13 protein-coding genes are annotated in these 18,291 nt (G+C 45.1%); 5 read left to right on the forward strand and 8 right to left on the reverse strand.

Annotated features, from left to right (window positions below):
* Positions 1 to 92: 92 nt before the first annotated feature.
* Both ACY2RQ_RS02115 and ACY2RQ_RS02120 read right to left on the reverse strand, forming a co-directional pair.
* The gene (locus ACY2RQ_RS02115) at positions 93 to 902 is read right to left on the reverse strand and encodes an amidohydrolase family protein (protein ID WP_490111299.1); all 810 of its coding nucleotides are present in this window, start codon (positions 900 to 902) and stop codon (positions 93 to 95) included.
* Between the two features lie 201 nt (positions 903 to 1,103).
* Positions 1,104 to 2,150: a hypothetical protein gene (locus tag ACY2RQ_RS02120; RefSeq protein ID WP_490111300.1), complete on the reverse strand. Its 1,047-nt coding sequence runs from the start codon at positions 2,148 to 2,150 to the stop codon at positions 1,104 to 1,106.
* Positions 2,151 to 2,409: 259 nt separating this feature from the next.
* Between ACY2RQ_RS02120 and ACY2RQ_RS02125 the strand changes: the two genes are divergently transcribed.
* A complete protein-coding gene (locus ACY2RQ_RS02125; protein ID WP_490111301.1) occupies positions 2,410 to 3,294 on the forward strand; it encodes a ParB/RepB/Spo0J family partition protein in 885 nt (294 codons plus the stop codon).
* Here ACY2RQ_RS02125 and ACY2RQ_RS02130 read toward each other — a convergent pair.
* A complete protein-coding gene (locus ACY2RQ_RS02130; protein ID WP_490111302.1) occupies positions 3,279 to 4,604 on the reverse strand; it encodes a hypothetical protein in 1,326 nt (441 codons plus the stop codon). The genes ACY2RQ_RS02125 and ACY2RQ_RS02130 overlap by 16 nt on opposite strands.
* A gap of 135 nt (positions 4,605 to 4,739) precedes the next feature.
* Here ACY2RQ_RS02130 and ACY2RQ_RS02135 point away from each other — a divergent pair, with 135 nt between their 5' ends.
* Both ACY2RQ_RS02135 and ACY2RQ_RS02140 read left to right on the forward strand, forming a co-directional pair.
* Positions 4,740 to 5,765 (forward strand): alpha/beta hydrolase, encoded by a 1,026-nt coding sequence (locus tag ACY2RQ_RS02135; protein WP_490111303.1) that lies wholly within the window; start codon positions 4,740 to 4,742, stop codon positions 5,763 to 5,765.
* Between the two features lie 160 nt (positions 5,766 to 5,925).
* Positions 5,926 to 6,687 (forward strand): cysteine hydrolase family protein, encoded by a 762-nt coding sequence (locus ACY2RQ_RS02140; RefSeq protein ID WP_490111304.1) that lies wholly within the window; start codon positions 5,926 to 5,928, stop codon positions 6,685 to 6,687.
* A 357-nt stretch (positions 6,688 to 7,044) separates the two neighbouring features.
* Here the strand turns inward: ACY2RQ_RS02140 and ACY2RQ_RS02145 are convergent, their stop codons facing one another.
* Positions 7,045 to 8,370 (reverse strand): hypothetical protein, encoded by a 1,326-nt coding sequence (locus tag ACY2RQ_RS02145; protein ID WP_490111305.1) that lies wholly within the window; start codon positions 8,368 to 8,370, stop codon positions 7,045 to 7,047.
* A 481-nt stretch (positions 8,371 to 8,851) separates the two neighbouring features.
* Between ACY2RQ_RS02145 and ACY2RQ_RS02150 the strand changes: the two genes are divergently transcribed.
* A complete protein-coding gene (locus tag ACY2RQ_RS02150; protein WP_490111306.1) occupies positions 8,852 to 9,607 on the forward strand; it encodes a hypothetical protein in 756 nt (251 codons plus the stop codon).
* 104 nt (positions 9,608 to 9,711) lie between these two features.
* On the opposite strand, the gene glmS is transcribed toward ACY2RQ_RS02150, so the two are convergent.
* Together glmS and glmU are read right to left on the reverse strand one after the other, a co-directional pair.
* Entirely contained in the window at positions 9,712 to 11,541 is a 1,830-nt protein-coding gene (gene glmS / locus ACY2RQ_RS02155) for a glutamine--fructose-6-phosphate transaminase (isomerizing) (RefSeq protein ID WP_490111307.1), read from the reverse strand.
* Positions 11,542 to 11,596: 55 nt separating this feature from the next.
* Entirely contained in the window at positions 11,597 to 12,964 is a 1,368-nt protein-coding gene (gene glmU, locus ACY2RQ_RS02160; protein ID WP_490111308.1) for a bifunctional UDP-N-acetylglucosamine diphosphorylase/glucosamine-1-phosphate N-acetyltransferase GlmU, read from the reverse strand.
* Positions 12,965 to 13,213: 249 nt separating this feature from the next.
* Between glmU and ACY2RQ_RS02165 the strand changes: the two genes are divergently transcribed.
* On the forward strand, positions 13,214 to 13,954 hold the full coding sequence (locus tag ACY2RQ_RS02165) for a TrmB family transcriptional regulator (protein ID WP_490111309.1): 741 nt from the start codon (positions 13,214 to 13,216) through the stop codon (positions 13,952 to 13,954).
* Here ACY2RQ_RS02165 and ACY2RQ_RS02170 read toward each other — a convergent pair.
* Both ACY2RQ_RS02170 and ACY2RQ_RS02175 read right to left on the reverse strand, forming a co-directional pair.
* A complete protein-coding gene (locus ACY2RQ_RS02170) occupies positions 13,949 to 15,862 on the reverse strand; it encodes a cytochrome P450 family protein (protein WP_490111310.1) in 1,914 nt (637 codons plus the stop codon). The genes ACY2RQ_RS02165 and ACY2RQ_RS02170 overlap by 6 nt on opposite strands.
* A 182-nt stretch (positions 15,863 to 16,044) precedes the next feature.
* On the reverse strand, positions 16,045 to 17,958 hold the full coding sequence (locus ACY2RQ_RS02175) for a cytochrome P450 family protein (protein ID WP_490111311.1): 1,914 nt from the start codon (positions 17,956 to 17,958) through the stop codon (positions 16,045 to 16,047).
* Between the last annotated feature and the right edge of the window lie 333 nt (positions 17,959 to 18,291).

Genomic DNA, 18,291 nt, shown 5'->3' on the forward strand with positions numbered 1-18,291 from the left:
CCACAACAGGCCCGGCTAATCCAAAGCAGCAATAGCCGGGATGTGAAAACCAAACAGGTTAACAGGAGTGAATTAGCCGGGGCGCTGCTGTTTTATGATAAAGCAAAAATCTTTTTGGCATTTTCAGAAAGAAACAGCGCCTTTACTTCATCATCCAACTGCAAAAGCTCGATCTCTTTTAAGCAGGCACCCGGTGTAATCATCGGATAATTCGTGCCAAACATCACCTTATGCCGACCATGGGATTTTATATACGCCACAAGTTCCGGAGGGTAGCGCTTTGGCAGATAGGCAGAAGTATCAATAAATACATTGGGGAATTTGGTGGCAAAGGCGATCATCTCATTGTGCCAGGGATAGCCGATATGACCGCAGACAATCTTCAGGTCAGGGAAATCCAGAGCAATACGTTCGATATGCAGAGGCCGGCCGGATTCTGAACTACGCAGAGGCCCGGTCAATCCCACCTGCAGGCAGACTGGTACATCAAGTTCAACACATTCGGTATACAAGGGATAATAGAGAGGATGAGTACAAGGCAGTTCCCAGAGCCATTGAACAATTCGTAACCCTTTAAAACCATACTCGGTTACATATTTACGCAGCTCACGAACAGCAGCTACAGGGTTCCTTAAATCCGCAGAAGCAATCCCCGCAAATAAATCCGGATACTGTCGGGTAATTTCCAGTACCTCTTCATTACTGATCAACGCGCCCTGCGGGCCGTGCCAGGCGGAAATGAGGGCTTTTTCCAGGCCCGCAGACTTCATGCAACTGACGGTGGTATCCAGGGTGATACCTTTGAAGTCGTTCCCGGTCCATTTTTTCAGGGAATCAAAAAACGGCTCTTTAAGAAATCTTTCTGTCGGGTGCTGTGCCCATACATCAATCGCGTTCATCATCCACACCTGTGACTTACTTTCATGAAAACCCCAGACAAAATAACAGAAAACGGGCAATCCAGAACTGGCCGGACTGCCCATTAATTCAGGGATATCAACCTGTCAGGTCTACCTTTGTATGTTTTTCTTAGAGTCCGTTCATGATCTTACATGCAGATATGCCTGCATATTTACCAGAGTGCCGCTCGCAATCAGACGATTCTATTCCGTCTTACGGGTTTTATGCCCGGTATAAGTTTCCTGTACCTCACCAACACTACTCTGCCCTCTGCATAATTTCAGGTGCCAGGCAAAGTTGAGCAGGCCCTTGTACGCAAAGCTATCCAGATCCTTGTACCCGGGTCTTCGCCTTGCCGCCTCCTGAGAATCCTGCCTTGCCTCAACAAAACTTGCACCTTTGTGTGCCATCTGCAGGCCGGAACAGACCATGCCAGTCCGATCAACACCATGGACACAGCTAATAACAGTGATCCGGGTTTTACCCTCAATGCTTTCGGCATTATCCCTCCAAATGGTGTCAAGCAAACGGGGAAAGTTGGTCCAGGTCATATAGAAGGGTATTTGTTGATATAACCTGTGCAGGGAACGAGGCAAACAGGTAAGAGGACCCAACAGAGACCCACTTACCGGTGATGGACGAAACGCGGCAGAACAACCCGTTTTGGCATTTAACTCTTCCACGCCATTTTTCATCATCATCCACTCCGGTTCCTCACACACACTATTGGTCAGGGTAATCAGATCCAGATGAGTATTTTCAGGGGTCAGGCGCTTCTCGCCCTGACGGCCCTGGCTCTTGTTGATTTCATTCAACAGCGGCTGATAAGCCAGTTTACCCTCTTTTGTCAGGGGTATATTGCTGCGCACAATAAGATTCCCGTTATCAGGATTCTTATGAACCAAACGGGTTCTTTTTGGGTCATAACCACCTGGTTCCATATTCCAGAGAAATGTTGCCAGATAACGCCGAAACCCCATCGTCTGTCCATACACTTTCTGGAAGGGTCCACCCCTCAGGGCCAGTAGTGGTGACAGGGCAAAACTGACTAGAGTCAGGCTATGGGCCAGGGTTCGGGAGATAACACGCTGCGCTAGAGAAAGCGGCTCTTTCCCTACCCCTTCAGGGGTTATCTGGAGAATTACCGCCTGACTGGAAGCCGCCACTGTATGGGAGCAGAATTTGTATAGTCCACCAATTTTGTTCCTGACCACATCTCCGCAATGAATCAATTGCTTAGAATAAGTCACTTCAGGCCCTGACATTAATCTGGAATCAAACATCGCATCACCTTACTTGCTAAATCCACGGGATGTCTGTTTGTCTACCAGATTGATATTTGGTTTCTCTCGCTGGTTTATATGACTGACAAGGTTGTCAAGACAGTGTCGGGTTAAGGTGACATATTCAGGGTTGTTGAAATGCCATTCACCCTGTTTTAATTGACGGGTTTCTCATGAGTAACGGATACAGAAAAAGTTTCATCCGTTCGCAAGGATAGAGGTCATCATGTCCGAGATTCCGACCACGGAAACCCTGTTTTCCGGCAAAGCAGTTCCCCGGTTGTTTGCCAACACCATGATTGAGCATGGTCGTGTCCCCGTAGACCTGTGTGACCGGGGGCGGTTCCAGCCCAGGCAGGACTTTCCTGAAGGCGAGCTTCAGGAGTTGGCTGACTCGATTGCGCAGACCGGCGGCAATATCCAACCAGTGATACTCAGGAGAAAGCGTGACCACCGTTACGAGATTTTAGCGGGTGAGCGCCGTATAAGGGCGATTATCCTGGCAGGGATGGACAGTGTCTCCGCCATCTTTGGAGAGTTTACTGATCATCAGTGTCAGGTCATCACTGTGGTGGAGAACCTGCAGCGCAGCGATCTCAATCCCATTGAAGAGGCTCAGGGTTTTCAATCCCTGCTGGACAGCGGTCTGAAACAGCAGGATGTGGCTACCAGTGTGGGCAAGAGTCGGGTGTTTGTGGCCAATTCGGTGCGGCTGCTGAAGCTGGATGTTGGGGTGCGGGACCTACTGCGGGCCAATAAACTGAGCCAGGGACACGGAAAAGCCATTGCCGGATTAAAGCCTGAGTTGAAATACAAAGAGCGGGAACTGGCCCGGACCACAGTCAAACAGGAATGGACGGTTCGCCGTCTGGAAGCAGAAGTTCAGGCCCTGAACAGCACCAAAAAGGCTCAGGTACCCGTCAGCAGAAATGCCAACCTGCGGCGGTTGGAAGAACTGGTTTCCGGTAAATTTGGTGCACCTGTAGCGATTCGCCCGAGCTCGAAAATGGCCGGGGGCGGGTTTATCCATATTCCCTATACCAGCGAAGCGGAAATGCGTACTTTGCTGCAAAAGATGAATGCCTGGCCAGAGGATCAGGACCGGGACTGATCCTGATCCTTTTGGGATAACGGAGGCTCAGAGGGTAAATGTCCTTTAAGAAGACGCTGGAGTTCGTCTTGATAGGCTGAGAGTTTTTCCTCCCCATCCCTGTTCTGGACAATAAGCTCCTTGAGTACGTTGCATTTCATTGTTACCAGGGTATGGGCATCCTGCCTGAACCATGTCTGGTCGGGCTTATTGAGTATTTCCCAAAGACGTCTGGCATATTCGTGCTGTTCAGGTGATCCACTGTGTCTCAGGGAGGGAAGGCTGTGAGCCCATACCACCAGAAACGTGCGGGCAACATTCTGGGGAAGTGTATCTAATGATCCTGAAAGTTCCCTGATCAGCGCTTTCAAAGCGTGCGCAACCGTCTCGGAAGTCCAGGTTTTGCCATACCACCCTGTCAGCAGACCGTAACAGCGAGCCTGCCAGCCGAGGTCGGTATCTCTCCATTGCGGATCTGGACGACGGCTGGCCTGTATAACCTGAGCAAAGCTGGTACGCTCCAGTAATCGGTTGGCCTGATGCCATTGATGGCTATCTCGGCCATGGCGGCCGGTGATCACAAGAAGCTCAAGATTATGTTTAAGTTCCAGGTATTCAAAATAACCATGCCCAAGGCACAGGGTAACAAGGTTATTGACTAATGCTTTATATTCTTCTTCATCCCTGTGACGGTTTCCAACCTGGAAGTATGTCTGGTGAATCATTTTATTGAGTGCGGTAACAATGCGTTTGCTGAGCCCTTTCTTTGCTTCAGGACGATGAATAAAACTGAGCGCTTTATGGGCTGTCAGGAGGTAGTTGCTGTACTGGCGAAGGGCATAGTAGTCATCACGGTTTATGAGAACCATCCAGTCAACATAATTCATAAGTACAAAGGCGGCATCCACCTGCTGACGGGGTGTCAGAGAGGGACCCTGTTCTTTCAGGTATATTTCAACCTCCGCAACACCGCGTTTTATATCCCGGTTATCTGCCAGTTCCTGGACTTTATTGACATGCTGAGAACCTCTTTTATAGGGTCTGTAGCTTTCCAGGGTCGCTTTGACAGAGTACAAACGATCGGGGAATACCGGGGGTATCCTGCAGTGGGGGGAGCGGGATCTGGCTCGTTCTGCAATAGGAGCAGGGTGAGGGGTGCTATTCCGGGAGACATCAGGCCGTTGACGGCGTACCAGTGATGGAGATTCTGAAGGTGTCCGTCGCTGGCGTGTTCTGCGTTTCCAGGCTGTACCAGTCTCATCCCTGGATATTCTTCGGGGGGAAGAAGATGATATTGAAGAACGGTGAGAGGTGTCTCTGGAAATATGCATAACGGAAATCTGCTGTGAATTTTATAAACTTTAAATAACAGACTGTGGATAAGGTCAATAATTCCCTGCACATTAGGTTTGGTTACCAGAAATGGCGATTCAGGCAGCATGGATAACAAAAACAAAGGCAGGGATATGAGTACGTTCATTATATCGAACCGTGAAACAGGCACCGATAAAAATGGCAGCCTGTGTTTCCAGGAGCAACCGAAAGGTGGGCAGAAAGCCAGTCATGATTTCCGTATTGCCGAATATCATACTGATGGCAGTTACACTGTTTTTGGGGATTTGAATGAATATGGTTACGAGGGTATCGCCTCTCATTCTCCGAACCAACTGACCGGAACCGCTCGTTTATTCAGTAACCTTTACAAAGAAAACCTGGGGAACAATGCTGGCGACATTCTGTTTTTTATCCATGGTTATAACTATGACCTAAAGGATAATCTTGAGCAGATTAAACAGCTGCAAGAGATTTATATGGGTGGCGATAGTCCGGTAAAGCATCTTGTGTATGTTAGCTGGCCATCCCGGGGGGAGCTTTTCCAGTATGAACATGATCAGGTTGATGCCAGGGAGACAGGCCGGGTATTGGGGCGTTTGCTGGAAAAATTAAAACGCTTTTTTATTGCCACCTTTGATATTGAAAAGAACTCGCCTTGCCGTAAAAAAATCCATTTGGGTGTTCACTCAATGGGGCATCAGGTTCTTTGTTCCATGCTGAACAGCCTGGAAACGTCCCAGTTGTTCCCGATTTTCACTGAAGTTTTACTGTTTAATGCAGATGTCCGCCATGATGTTTTTGAACCCGGCCAACCGTTTAGACTGCTGGAGCAGCTGGCGGAACGCACCCATATCTATATCCATAACAGTGATGATGCTTTGTGGACCTCTCACAAGGTGTATAACCGGCAGAAACGCTTGGGACGATCAGGGCCACAGTGTGCCAGCAACCTGAATGATGAAACCTTTGTTATTGATACTTCAACCATTACTGGAGGCTTTGGTACCGATGCAAGAGAGTTAATTGTTGATCACTGGGGGTATCTGCATCGTGAACCGGTGATTAGTGATGTGCGGCGGGTATTCCGTGGTCTTCCCCTGGAGGAATTGTCTTCAGAGCGCAAAGAACGAGAACGGCGTAATCATTATGCTTTATAGCAGAACGATGAGGAACAAAACCCTCAAACTGGTCTTCAAAAAAACCTTAGACTCTCTCAACTGATACTGCAGCGCCGAAATGCGAGGCACAAGATGTTATAGTTGTACGATACTGTCACACCAGTCTGGTTGTTTCCAAGCCGACACAGGTACGGGTTCTATGGTAGTCGTCAGTTCAACACTATGCTCTATGCTGGTCTTCTTCATGATCTCCGCGAGCTTTCAATGTCTGGCGGGATGGCCCGAAACTGTCGAGTACATCAACAAGCTGCTGAATCAAGACAAAAAGGTCGCTATTCTTGTGGTTGATATGCAGGAAAAATTTCAAACTATTGAGGGGGATTTCAATCTTTTTCAATATTACGCCGTACAACAGGCCACAGTGATCAGCCAGCTGCCTCAGGAAAAAGAAAACAGTCTTTTTTTTATCAGGGTAGAAACCAGAAGCTGGGGAAATACTATATCCGAATTAATGAAGGAAATACGACAAAAGAGACTGAGTTTCCAGTTCATCAAGGAAAGTAAAAACGCCTTTGAAGACGTCTCACTTCCGGAAGCCCCCCTTACACCGGTAGAAGACAACAGAATTATTGGGCGCCTCGAAAGCTTCTTGATAAAAAACGATGTCCATGACCTTGTTGTTATGGGGTGTTTCGACGCAGCCTGCATTCGTGAAACAGCCAGGGGGGGGCTTGCGAAAGGCTTTTCTGTTTTTGTTGATCATGACCTTAATTACCCCATTTCCGACCAGGTCTATGCCGATATTTTTCTGAGTTACAATGATTTCCTTCGACATTCCCAAGCTGCATGGCAACGCATTGAAGATGAGTACCCAAAGCTGAAAAGAGTCAATAAAAGGGAAGAAGAAGGAGGAGGAGCAACCGAAGGCAGGCAGAGACGACGACGCTGCGTGATTTTGTGATTATAAATAAAAGCCTTCTACAACCTCATCGAAGCCAGTAGAAGACTCAATTCTTACAAAACTTTAATGTCCTCCGACGACAACTGATGTTTCTGAACCCGGCCAACCGTTTAGACTGCTGGAGCAGCTGGCGGAACGCACCCATATCTATATCCATAACAGTGATGATGCTTTGTGGACCTCTCACAAGGTTGTATAACCGGCAGAAACGTTTGGGACGATCAGGGCCACTCGAACACTGGCCCGAGAATATTAATTCCCTGCGGGTGCATACACCGGCGGGGCTGGCGGGCATGCTGAGTTTTGAGAAAGGTTGAAAATGAATCTGACCCCTATTTGCTTTTCTGGACTCATGTTTTATATTCTCAAAATTTGTTCGTAGTGACTTGCTGATAACCTCAAATCGTGTGTGCAAAAATTCTCTAACATCTTAATGATTTTTTCTTTTGACTGAGGTTTGTCAGGATTATAAATTTCATATTTCACACATGCTCTGTTAATTTGATTTGTGTTTAAATGCTTAAGCCAGCCAGTTAAAAATTCATTTAAAAGTTTTACTTCGCTTCCATCTCTTGGTGTATTAAAAAACCTGAATTCAGCTGCTACACTGACTGGTCTTTTAACGATTTGCCCGCTTTTTGCCTTTGTGTTGTTTTCCTCATGTTTTGGTCTTGGTAAACGAACAGGAACAAATCTCCCGGCAGAACCTGTTAATGATTCCCAAAATAATATTAATTTATGTAATGAGGAGTGGAAATCTTCCTTTTCATGAACGTAGCCTTCTGCTAATAGTGAATTATACAGAGAAATTACTTTTTGTAAGTCATACACTCTTTTATCGGCGCCTTCATTTTGAGCTACATATCTAGTTGAAATTGAAGAGTATAACTGCATATCAAGTGCAGAACACAACCAAGCTTTATCTTCAGCATCAATTAGCAGACGAAATAAAAACTCGGTATTCCCCCCAACGGACTCAGAGAAATCCACATGCTTATGACCAGAGCTGGGTTCTACATTCATCTTTTTACAAATACTGAAAATAAAATAGTCAAATAACTCGTATGGTGTATATGTTATACCGTTTATTTGAAAAGTTTGATCCAGCCTGTATGGGGACGTATTAAATTCTAATAGCCCTTGATCATCCCAAGTGTCTCGGAACCCTTCACAATGCCAGTTTCCGACTTTTACTCGTATACTTTCACACAACCCTCTCACTCTTTCATAAGGGTCATCTTTGCTGTACTCGCTGCGCTCTATTGAAAGCTCTGAATCAGGAATACCAAGATCTTTAACCTTATCCCTGAGCTCTTTTTCCCAGAATATGAGCAAATCATGTACTGCCCACAATGAATCATAACCTGCTACTTTTGTTGGCCAGTACTCAAACTCTTCACCAAAAATGAATTTTTCTGGAATAATCTGGTAAGCATCGGGTACTTCAATTTCTTTTTTTGATAAATTTAAAACTTTTATAAGCTTTTCTCTTAGACTAGAAAAATGGGTTGTAGAATCTGTATTTTCTTCATGTTTTGTAAATTGATCACATATCCCAATCTCTTCAGTTAAAAGCGGTTTTACTTTGAATCCATCACTTGTTACCGCTCTCAGTTCTACATCAACAGCTGCAGATAATCTCATTTGTCTATTATGTTCTCCCTCAGCTCCTATTCGCTGCATGTTGAATTTCCTTTTCATAGTAATAATATTAATAGTCAGGCAATAAATTCAGTAAAAAGTTCCAGTTCTTTTATTGCATTAATACCATTTTCTTTTTCTACTGATATTAAGTTTATTTCCATTGTTGGCTCTTTATGGATTCCGGGGAGCTACCCCAACAGTAAGGAAAGCAGCCCATGAATTGCAGCTTTTCCCCGGCGTTTAATGTTGTGGAGACACTCAAAAAAGCTCTAATACAGGGGCAGTTTCTCTTGTGAAATTTCCCTGTGTGGACGTAGCCAGGAACGTAGAAGAGACCAAAACTTCAAGGGTTGGTGATGCCCCGAAAAGACCGATAAAGTCAGGTCATCAAAGCTTCAAAAAAGCCCTGGACTTTCTCAACTGATACTGCAGCGCCGAAATGCGAGGCACAAGATGTTGTAGTTGTACGATACTGTTATGCCAATCTGGTTGTTTCCAAGCCGACACAGGTACGGGTTCTATGGCCGTCGTCAGTTCAACACTATGCTCTATGCTGGTCTTCTTTATGATCTCCGCGAGTTTTCAGTGTCTGGCGGGATGGCCGGAAACTGTCGAGTATATCAACAAGCTGCTGAATCAAGACAGGAAGGTCGCTATTCTTGTGGTTGATATGCAGGCAAATCATCAAATTTTTGAGGGGGATTTCAATCTTTTTCAATATTACGCTGTACAACAGGCCACGGTAATCAGCCAGCTGCCCCAGGAAAAAGAAAACAGCCTTTTTTTTATCAGGGTAGAAACCAGAAACTGGGGAAATACTCTGTATGAATTAATGAAGGAAATACGGCAAAAGAGACTGAGCTTCCAGTTCATCAAGGAAAGTAAAAACGCCTTTGAAGACGTCTCACTTCCGGAAGCCCCCCTTACACCGGTAGAAGAAAACAGAATTATTGGGCGCCTCGAAAGCTTCTTGATAAAAAACGATGTCCATGACCTTGTTGTTATGGGGTGTTTCGACGCAACCTGCATTCGTGAAACAGCCAAAGGGGGGCTTGCGAAAGGCTTTTCTGTTTTTGTTGATCATGACCTTAATTACCCCATTTCCGACCGGATCTATGCCGATATTTTTCGGAGTTACAATGATTTCCTTCAACAGTCCCAAGCTGCATGGCAACGCATTGAAGATGAGTACCCAAAGCTGAAAAGAGTCAATAAAAGGGAAGAGAGGGGAGCAGCCGAAGGCAGGCAGAGACGGCGACGCTGCGTGATTTTGTAGATCATAAATAAAAGCCTTCTACAGCCTCATCCAAGCCTGTAGAAGACTCAATTCTTACCAAACTTTAATGTCCACCGACAACAACTGTGACCCACTACCCAGTGTTACTCGACTGTTACGCTCTTGGCCAAATTGCGGGGCTGATCCACATCAGTACCCTTAATCAGGGCTACGTCGTAGGAAAGCAGCTGCAGAGGCAGGGTGTACAGAATCGGTGCGACCAGTTCTCCAATGGAAGGCAGTGAAATCACGTTTACCCCTTCTCCATTTGTGAGTTTCGCCCCTGCATCAGCAAACACATACAGTTGACCGCCACGGGCCCGCACTTCTTCCATATTGGATTTCAGTTTTTCCAGCAACTCATTATTAGGAGCAACCACCACAACCGGCATATCTGCGTCGATCAGAGCTAAAGGTCCATGTTTCAACTCACCGGCTGCATAGGCTTCTGCGTGGATATAGGAAATTTCCTTCAGTTTGAGCGCGCCTTCCATAGCAATCGGGTACATAGTTCCACGTCCCAGAAAAAGGCTGTGATGTTTGTCGGAGAAGTCCTCAGACATCACAGTGATGTCGTCTTTCAGCTTTAGTACTTCGGTAATGGCCTGGGGAAGATTGCGCAGGTCATTTACCACCGCCTGCTCTTCTTCTGCGCTCATACAGCCACGGCTGCGGGCAATGGCAGTTACCAGCATCAGCAGAGACGTCAGCTGGGTAGTAAATGCCTTGGTGGAAGCCACACCAATCTCAGCGCCGGCACGGGTCATAAACGCCATATCAGATTCCCGCACCATGGAAGAACCTGGTACGTTGCAGATCGTCAGAGTGTTCATAAAGCCCAGCTCTTTTGCCATACGCAGAGCAGCGAGGGTATCTGCAGTTTCACCGGACTGGGAAATTGTTACAAACAGGCAGTCTTCCGGCACAAAAGCTTTCCGGTAACGGAATTCAGAAGCGATCTCGACACGACAGGGAATACCCAGATCTTCAAACCAGTTACGGGCAACCATACCGGCGTTGTAACTGGTGCCGCAGGCAATCAGCTGAATAGCCTTTACGTGGCGGAAAACTTCCTGGGCATTGTGGCCAAAAGCCTTAACAGAAACACTGTTTTCTGAAATACGCCCTTCCAGTGTGTTGGTTACAGAGTCAGACTGCTCAAAAATTTCCTTGAGCATGTAGTGCCGATAGGAACCTTTATCGGACACTTCATGATCCAGATCGCTGTCAATCAGTTCCCGTTCTACTGGCTGGCCTGAAGCATCAAAAATAGCCACCTGCTCACGGGTAATTTCTGCGACATCTCCCTCTTCCAGATACTGGAAACGATGGGTGACCGGTAATAGTGCCAGCTGGTCAGACGCCACATAGTTTTCACCAATACCCTGACCTACAACCAGAGGGCTGCCGGAACGGGCGACCACCATCAGGTCAGGTTCACGACGATCGACGACTACAGTGCCGTAAGCGCCTGCCAGCTGGGCAACAGTTCTTTGCAAAGCTTCAAGCAGACTACCACTTGTTTTACGTTCTTTATGGATAAGATGGGCAATCACTTCTGTATCTGTATCAGAATAAAATTCATAACCCATTTTTTCCAGACTGACTCTCAAAGCCTCATGGTTTTCAATGATACCGTTATGTACAACAGCAATATCATCGGAAACATGGGGGTGAGCGTTACGCTCACTGGGTTCACCATGGGTTGCCCAGCGTGTGTGGGCAATACCTGTGCCGCCCTGTACCGGTTCTGTCTGAAGCGCATCATTTAATTCTTTGACTTTACCTGTACGACGCAAACGCCCCATCACGCCGTCTTTGTCGAGAACCGCGAGGCCTGCCGAATCATAACCACGGTATTCCAGGCGCTTAAGACCTTCCACCAGAATGGGAGCCACATCCCTTTGTGCTACAGCACCAACAATTCCACACATACTTTATAATTACCTTTCCAAATCTGCGCTTAAACCAGCTATTGATACGGGGCGCTTATGTTTTTTTCACCGGCTTCTGCCAGCCTGGAATATTGCGCTGCCTGCCACGGGCAACCCCAAGGTTCCTATCAGGAATATCGACCGTTACAGTGGAACCTGCTCCGACTACAGCGTCCTTCCCTACTGATACCGGCGCGACAAGAGCCGTGTTGGAACCGATAAAAGCTCCATCAGCAATACTGGTTTGGAATTTATTGACGCCATCATAATTACAGGTAATGGTTCCAGCTCCGATATTCACGCCTTCTCCTACCTGCGCATCTCCCACATAGCTAAGGTGGTTTACCTTACTGCCTTCACCTATATGGGCTTTCTTGGTTTCCACAAAATTGCCGATTTTGGCTTTATTCTCAAGGCGGGTACCCGGACGCAGACGGGCAAAAGGACCAACATCACAACCTTCCCCAACGGCTGTGTCTTCAATAACAGAGTTCGCTTTTACCACTGTACCATCTTTAATGATGGCATTTTTAATATGGCAATTGGGGCCAATCTGAACACCATCACCAAGGGCAACTTCTCCTTCAAAAACACAATTAATGTCGATAATCACATCATGACCGGTATTCAGTTGACCACGAACGTCTATACGGGAAGGGTCCAGCAAAGTGACTCCATCAACCATTAACTGTTCCGCCCTGCGCTGTTGGAAAAGACGTTCGAGCTGCGCCTGCTGCATGCGGTTATTCACACCCAGAACTTCCATTTCAGAATCAGGGCGGGCATTCACAACAGGTGTGCCTTCTTCCACAGCCATCTCAACAATATCGGTGAGGTAATATTCCTCCTGGGCATTATTGTTGTTCAGGTTATTCAGCCACTCACCCAGACGGGAACCAGGAATGGCCATAATACCGGTGTTGATTTCAGTGATGGCCTTTTGTTCCGGGGTAGCGTCCTTGTCTTCAATAATGGCCTGGATAGAACCGTTGGCTCGGATAATCCGGCCGAGACCACTGGGATTGGCTAGGTCAATGGTCAACAGAGCCAGATTTTTCCCATCACAGGCAGCTGCCAGAGCGTTGAGTGTGCCAGCCTGAATCATGGGGACATCGCCGTATAGAACGAGTACCACATCAGAATCTGCGCAACCGGGGGCGGCCTGTTGCACAGCATGACCGGTTCCCAGCTGTTCTGTCTGCTCAACCCAGTTCACCGGATAATGGCTGAGCCGGCTCTTTACCTGCTCAGCTTCATGGCCCACAACAACGTGAATATCATCTGTGGATTCCAGCACCTGGGCAGCCGCGTTCAACACATGCTCAAGCATCGGACGGCCTGCGACAGGGTGAAGCACCTTCGGCAGAGAAGACTTCATGCGGCTGCCCTGACCGGCAGCAAGAATAATAACGCTGGTTTTCATAACAATGTTCCTGCAGCAAAGAGTATGAAGGCTGGCAGATGACGAATGGAAAACACCCGGAAGAGCCTGTTCCCTTTGCAGATATATGTACAGTCCTTGCAAAGCGCCCTAGCAGAGCACTGGATCTAGATCATGTCAGTATATAGATGACATTTTTGATTAAAAAAGACCAATTTAACCTTTTATAATTCTATGGCAATATATTTTGTCATTTATTTTTTGACATATAACTCAACAAGGGAAATCACTGTGAACCTGGAAGCTCTGCAACAGCTTGGTATGTCTGAGCGGGAGATCACTCTCTATGTTGGCCTGTTCCAGATCGGCCCTTCCTCTATTCGGGATATCGCCAGCCATACCGGCATCAACCGTGGCACAACCTATGAAAGCCTGAAACAGATGGCTTCCCGGGGGCTTGTCAGTTATGCCCCGAAAGGCAAGCGTCGTTTTTTTCGGGCAGAAGACCCGGAAAAACTCCTGCTCCTGGCAGAAGAGAAAAAATCGGCACTAGACAGCACTATAGATTCCCTGAAAACAGAGATTATTCCCAAACTCCACCATATGAAGCCGGACTTCTCTTCCGGAAATGTACGCTTTTACGAAGGGGATGATGGTATTGAGTTTGTCCTCAAGGATATTCTGGCAACGGTCAGCCAACAGCCGGAACGAGAATACCAGGTATTCTCAACCAAGAGCATTAGGCAACACCTTTATCGTCCGTTTCCTAACTACACCCTGCAAAGGGTTCGGCAGAAGATAAAAGTTCGGGTTATTGCCCTGGGGGAAGGTGGTGAGGATGCGGAGCTGTCTGAGCGGAAGTGGTTAAAAACCGATGGACCGGTAGATGCCAGTTATATAGCCATCTATCCGCCAAAAGTTGCCATGATCTCCATGGCTTCGGAGAACTACCCTGTTGCGACTGTGCTTGAATCTGCTGAGATCGCTCGATCTCAGCAGATAGTTTTTGATGCTTTGTGGCAGGTTTTATGACTCTGTATGTGTTAGTTCCAACTCCTGCACCTGCTTAGTAAAAGTGCTCATCTCTCCTTCACCTTCAGAGCCCTCATTCTTTTTTGAAGTGAAGGGGAGGAGTTTGAGATCTATTTTACTTCTAACAACCAGTGCACCTTTAAAAGTGAAATCATACCCTTCAAACGAACCATCAATTTCAATTCGATAACCAGAGGCAAAAAGTGTGAAAATAATTTTCTGGAGAATGTCCTTAGCAAATGCACGCCCTGGACATTCATTTGAACTCCCCCCTAAAAACGTAACCATTTTTTGAGCTCTTTTTTGTAAAGGGGCATTCTTAAGACTATCTGGGACAAACGGATTAGGGTTTCCTTTATAAGGATTCAAATAAAAAGATGGAAATGCAACTGTATCACCTTTCTTTAAATCAAGTCGGTAATAAACTTTTGGTTGTTTGATTTCAGGCAGGGTGCTACTACGATACCTTAACTGTTGATCTTCATCTTTAGAAAAAAGCTCTTCATCTGTATCAACAAAGTAAACTTTGGCATCTTCTGCAACTTTTCTTGCTGTAAGGGGTACTACAGGCAATTCCAGAAGAATGCTGTCAACATAGTCATACAATTCACTAAGCTTCTCTCTTTTAAAATCAGATCCTACAAGATTTTCTCGCCAACCGTCTTCTCCAATATCATACCCATGATCAGACAAAAATAATTCTACCTGTCCTCTTATCTTTTCTTGTAACTCACCATTCCTTGCCAATTCAGTAAACAACGTTGTAAAAAGCGATGCCCCAGTATCTGAACCTGCCACTAATGTGTTTGCAAGATCGGCAATATCATCCTTTGTTAAAGCTTCTTTTTTCTGACTCCATATTGCTTTGAACATTTTCCCTCCTTCCACGTCAATCCCTTCAGGTAAAAGAGACGTTTTTTGAGGATTCTGCAAATCTTCTACTGCTAATAAAGAAAGGCTCTCTATTGCAGAAAATAGTTTTTTTCCCTTTTCAACAATATCAGGATACATATACCTTAAATAAGCTTCTTTTGCGCCATCCGGAATATATCGATAAAGTTTATCAAGATTTGGATCTACAAATCTTTGTACGACTCCTGCAAGACCCTCAGAAATATCCTGCATCAAGTCGGCATTATTTCTTATATCAATACCAAAAACATTATAAACAATCAGAGGTACAATATAGTCAAAAGCAGCTTCTTTTAAGCCTCCAAGAACCTGTCTCTCAGAGTCATGCCATTTATTAATAAACTGTTCTGCCATAACCAGCGTTAAAGGAGTAATTTCACAAACATTTTTAGGGCTGAAGCTTTCTCTAAATATTCTCTTTCTCTCCGAGTGCTCTGAATTTCCCCCATCTGTTCCAAAAAGAGTACGCGGGCCAAGATACAGCCTCATAGCACCAAATAACTCTTGTTTTAATAACGCTTTTCCTATCTCCGACCTCATCAATCCAATACCAATACCTGTATCAAAAACCCAAAGATAATCTTTCAAAGGGTTATAATCGTAAGCCTTTGATTCACGGCCAAAGGGCCGTAATAAACTCCCCATACACCCCGCAGGCAATGCATTCAACCGGCAGACTCTTCCTGAAGCACGCTCCATTGCATATTCAGACAATGCTTTGGCCCCATCGTCTTTCGCTTTTTCCACCATCTCCCATACTTCATCAGGCTCACCAACAGGATCAATATTTATTACCTGTACATCCGCACCAGAAGGGACAGAACTCTCCTTAACCACCTGAAGACTCATGATTTTGGTATTAAAGTCCGAAGCCAGAGGAGTAATGCGGCGTCCTTTTTCGTCAAAATCCAACCCAGCCCAACTTAAACTGGCCCATATCACCAGGGTAATATGTAAGAGAATTGAGTTAAATTTCCTATTAATCGCAGTATGCATAACTAAGCAATCCTAAAATCAAGGCCTGTTTCGAACAGAAGAATAGAGTTTTTATAGAGACCTACCACACTGGTTTTAGTTAACCAGCACATTAGCGTAAGAAATACCCTGTTGCGACAGTACTTGAATCTTCTGAGATCACTCGATCTCAGAAGATAGTCTTTGATGCCTTGTGGCAGGTTTTATGAATCCTTAGTTGTTAGCTGTAAATCATTCATTGCTTTATGAATGTCATTGGTGTCTTGATCGCCTTCAACGTCATCTTCTTTTTTTGAAGATAGACTCTTAAGCTTGAGTGTTATTTTATTTTCAACTATCAGTGCACCTTTAAAGGAAAAGTTATAACCTTCAAACGCTTCACCCAGTTCAATTTCATAACCTGCAGCCTCAACCTTAAAAACCAGTTTTTGAAGCATATCCCGCGCAAAATGTTGTCCTGGACATTCATGCCGGCTTCTATTCGCGAAAGTTTGTATTCTTTTCGCTCTTTCCCGAATCAAAAGCTTCTTTGCGTCTTCTGGAATAAATGGATTTGGGTTACCATCATATTCATTCAAGTATATGCTTGGAAATGTCACTGTCTGCCCTTCCTGAAGATCAAGCCTGTAATACTTGGGGCGATGTGCACCATACCCTACTGAAGGCGAAAATTGTTCTGAAGGTGATGCTGCTCTGCGCCTTACTGCCGAAGCACCTTCAGAAACTGAAGCCCCCCACCCGCCTCTATCAACAAAAAATACTGTTAAGTCTCTAGCTACTTTTCTTGCCGTAACAGGAACAGGGGGCAGTGATACAAGAATATTTTCCACGTGTTCATATAATACCCCTAGCTTTTCCTGATTAAAGTCCTCAGACTCTAAATATAAATCTCTACCATTAACAAGATCATAACCTTTTCCATTCAATACAGCCCTCACCTGACCTCGAATTTCACTCTGGATACTTTTATCTCTAGCCAGCTCAGTAAAAAGAGTTATAAATAAGGCTGTTCCCGTATCGGTTCCAGCAACTAAAGGATTTGCCAAATCGGCTATATCTAGTTTTGTTAAATTCCCTCCACTTCTTCTCAATATTTCACGGAACATCCCACCTCCTCTTATGTTATTAAGGTGAGGAGCGTCCTCAAAACGGGCATACCCATCTGATTGTGAAGCCAAGTGAGAAATAGATTTCACACACTCCATAAGTTTTTCTGATTTCTTTCCTAGATCTGAATAAAACCAATTAAGGTACGGCACCCTCATCTTATCAGGCAGAAATGGAAACACCATGTCAAAGTTAGTATCAACAACTCTGGGTACAGCACCGGATAAGGCATCTCTCAAATCATCCATAATCTTCTGGTGCTGCCTTATATCTATTCCAAAAACATTAAAAACAACCAAAGGTATTAAATACCTGAAAGCTGCTCCTTTTACATCATCAAGAGTCCCTGTAGCTTCCCAGTCTTTGAGAAAAGAATCTGCCATATATAAAGTCAGAGGGGTCATCTTTTTTAAATTCTCACTACCAAGACTGAGTTTAAAAGTCTGCCTTCTTTCCATATGTTTACTATCAGCATCCGTAGAAAAAAGAGCAGTTTTACCAAGGTACAAACCCAGAGCAGTAAAAAGTTCCTGCTTTTTCAGGTCAACCCCCACAGCATCTTTCATCAGACCTCTCGCAATACCAGGGTCCAGTACCCAAATAGAATCTTTCACCCAATTCTTTTTATAGTATTCACTTCCTATAGGATAAGGTGCCAGAATTCTTTTCATACACCCATTTGACATAGCATTCAAATAACAGACCCGACTTGGTGCATTCTTCATCACATACTCGGATAAGTCTTTAACACCTTCTTCCTTGGCTTTTTGTACTAGTTTATATATTTCATCAGGGTCACCAACCGGCTCAATTACTAATGGTTCTATATGCTTTTTTTCTTCACTGGGTATTTCATCTGCTTCTATTATCGTGAGATTCATTATGGGTTGTGAAGGGCCTGATGCAGCACCTTTCTTATCCCTCTCTCCGGCATGGGAAAAACCAATCCACACTAGTAAGAAGATAACTAGAAGAAATGATGTAAAACTTCCATAAGACATTTTTTTCATGCCCTATTATTCCCCATTCAATAAACAAAACCCCATGGATAATAGAACCCTCTGTAAAAGTTTCCACTGTATGACGAAAAGATTCCTTCCCTTAAAACCAACGGTATACCCGAAATATTTCTAACAGGAATAAAGTTGCACCGATGAACACGTAATAGAAAAGATGGCTTTATAAACCTGAGAAAGTACATACGTACATGTTTTTAAACATTTACACTGTATGAAACAGCCAACTCACCGAACACATGTAAGAAATATCCTACAAATATAAACGGTTATAACGACTTTTTATGCGACATAATGTCCGTTTATCCTATGCATGCAGGATCGCTA

The sequence above is a fragment of the Parendozoicomonas sp. 209JJ7-1 genome, from assembly GCF_058147085.1.

Bases quoted from the DNA above. Each gene is read 5' to 3' on its own strand.
- ACY2RQ_RS02170 (WP_490111310.1), bottom strand. From the start codon at position 15,862: ATGCATACTGCGATTAATAGGAAATTTAACTCAATTCTCTTACATATT.
- ACY2RQ_RS02135 (WP_490111303.1), top strand. From the start codon at position 4,740: ATGAGTACGTTCATTATATCGAACCGTGAAACAGGCACCGATAAAAAT.
- ACY2RQ_RS02115 (WP_490111299.1), bottom strand. From the start codon at position 902: ATGATGAACGCGATTGATGTATGGGCACAGCACCCGACAGAAAGATTT.
- glmU (WP_490111308.1), bottom strand. From the start codon at position 12,964: ATGAAAACCAGCGTTATTATTCTTGCTGCCGGTCAGGGCAGCCGCATG.
- ACY2RQ_RS02125 (WP_490111301.1), top strand. From the start codon at position 2,410: ATGTCCGAGATTCCGACCACGGAAACCCTGTTTTCCGGCAAAGCAGTT.
- ACY2RQ_RS02140 (WP_490111304.1), top strand. From the start codon at position 5,926: ATGGTAGTCGTCAGTTCAACACTATGCTCTATGCTGGTCTTCTTCATG.
- glmS (WP_490111307.1), bottom strand. From the start codon at position 11,541: ATGTGTGGAATTGTTGGTGCTGTAGCACAAAGGGATGTGGCTCCCATT.
- ACY2RQ_RS02130 (WP_490111302.1), bottom strand. From the start codon at position 4,604: ATGCATATTTCCAGAGACACCTCTCACCGTTCTTCAATATCATCTTCT.
- ACY2RQ_RS02145 (WP_490111305.1), bottom strand. From the start codon at position 8,370: ATGCAGCGAATAGGAGCTGAGGGAGAACATAATAGACAAATGAGATTA.
- ACY2RQ_RS02175 (WP_490111311.1), bottom strand. From the start codon at position 17,958: ATGAAAAAAATGTCTTATGGAAGTTTTACATCATTTCTTCTAGTTATC.
- ACY2RQ_RS02150 (WP_490111306.1), top strand. From the start codon at position 8,852: ATGGCCGTCGTCAGTTCAACACTATGCTCTATGCTGGTCTTCTTTATG.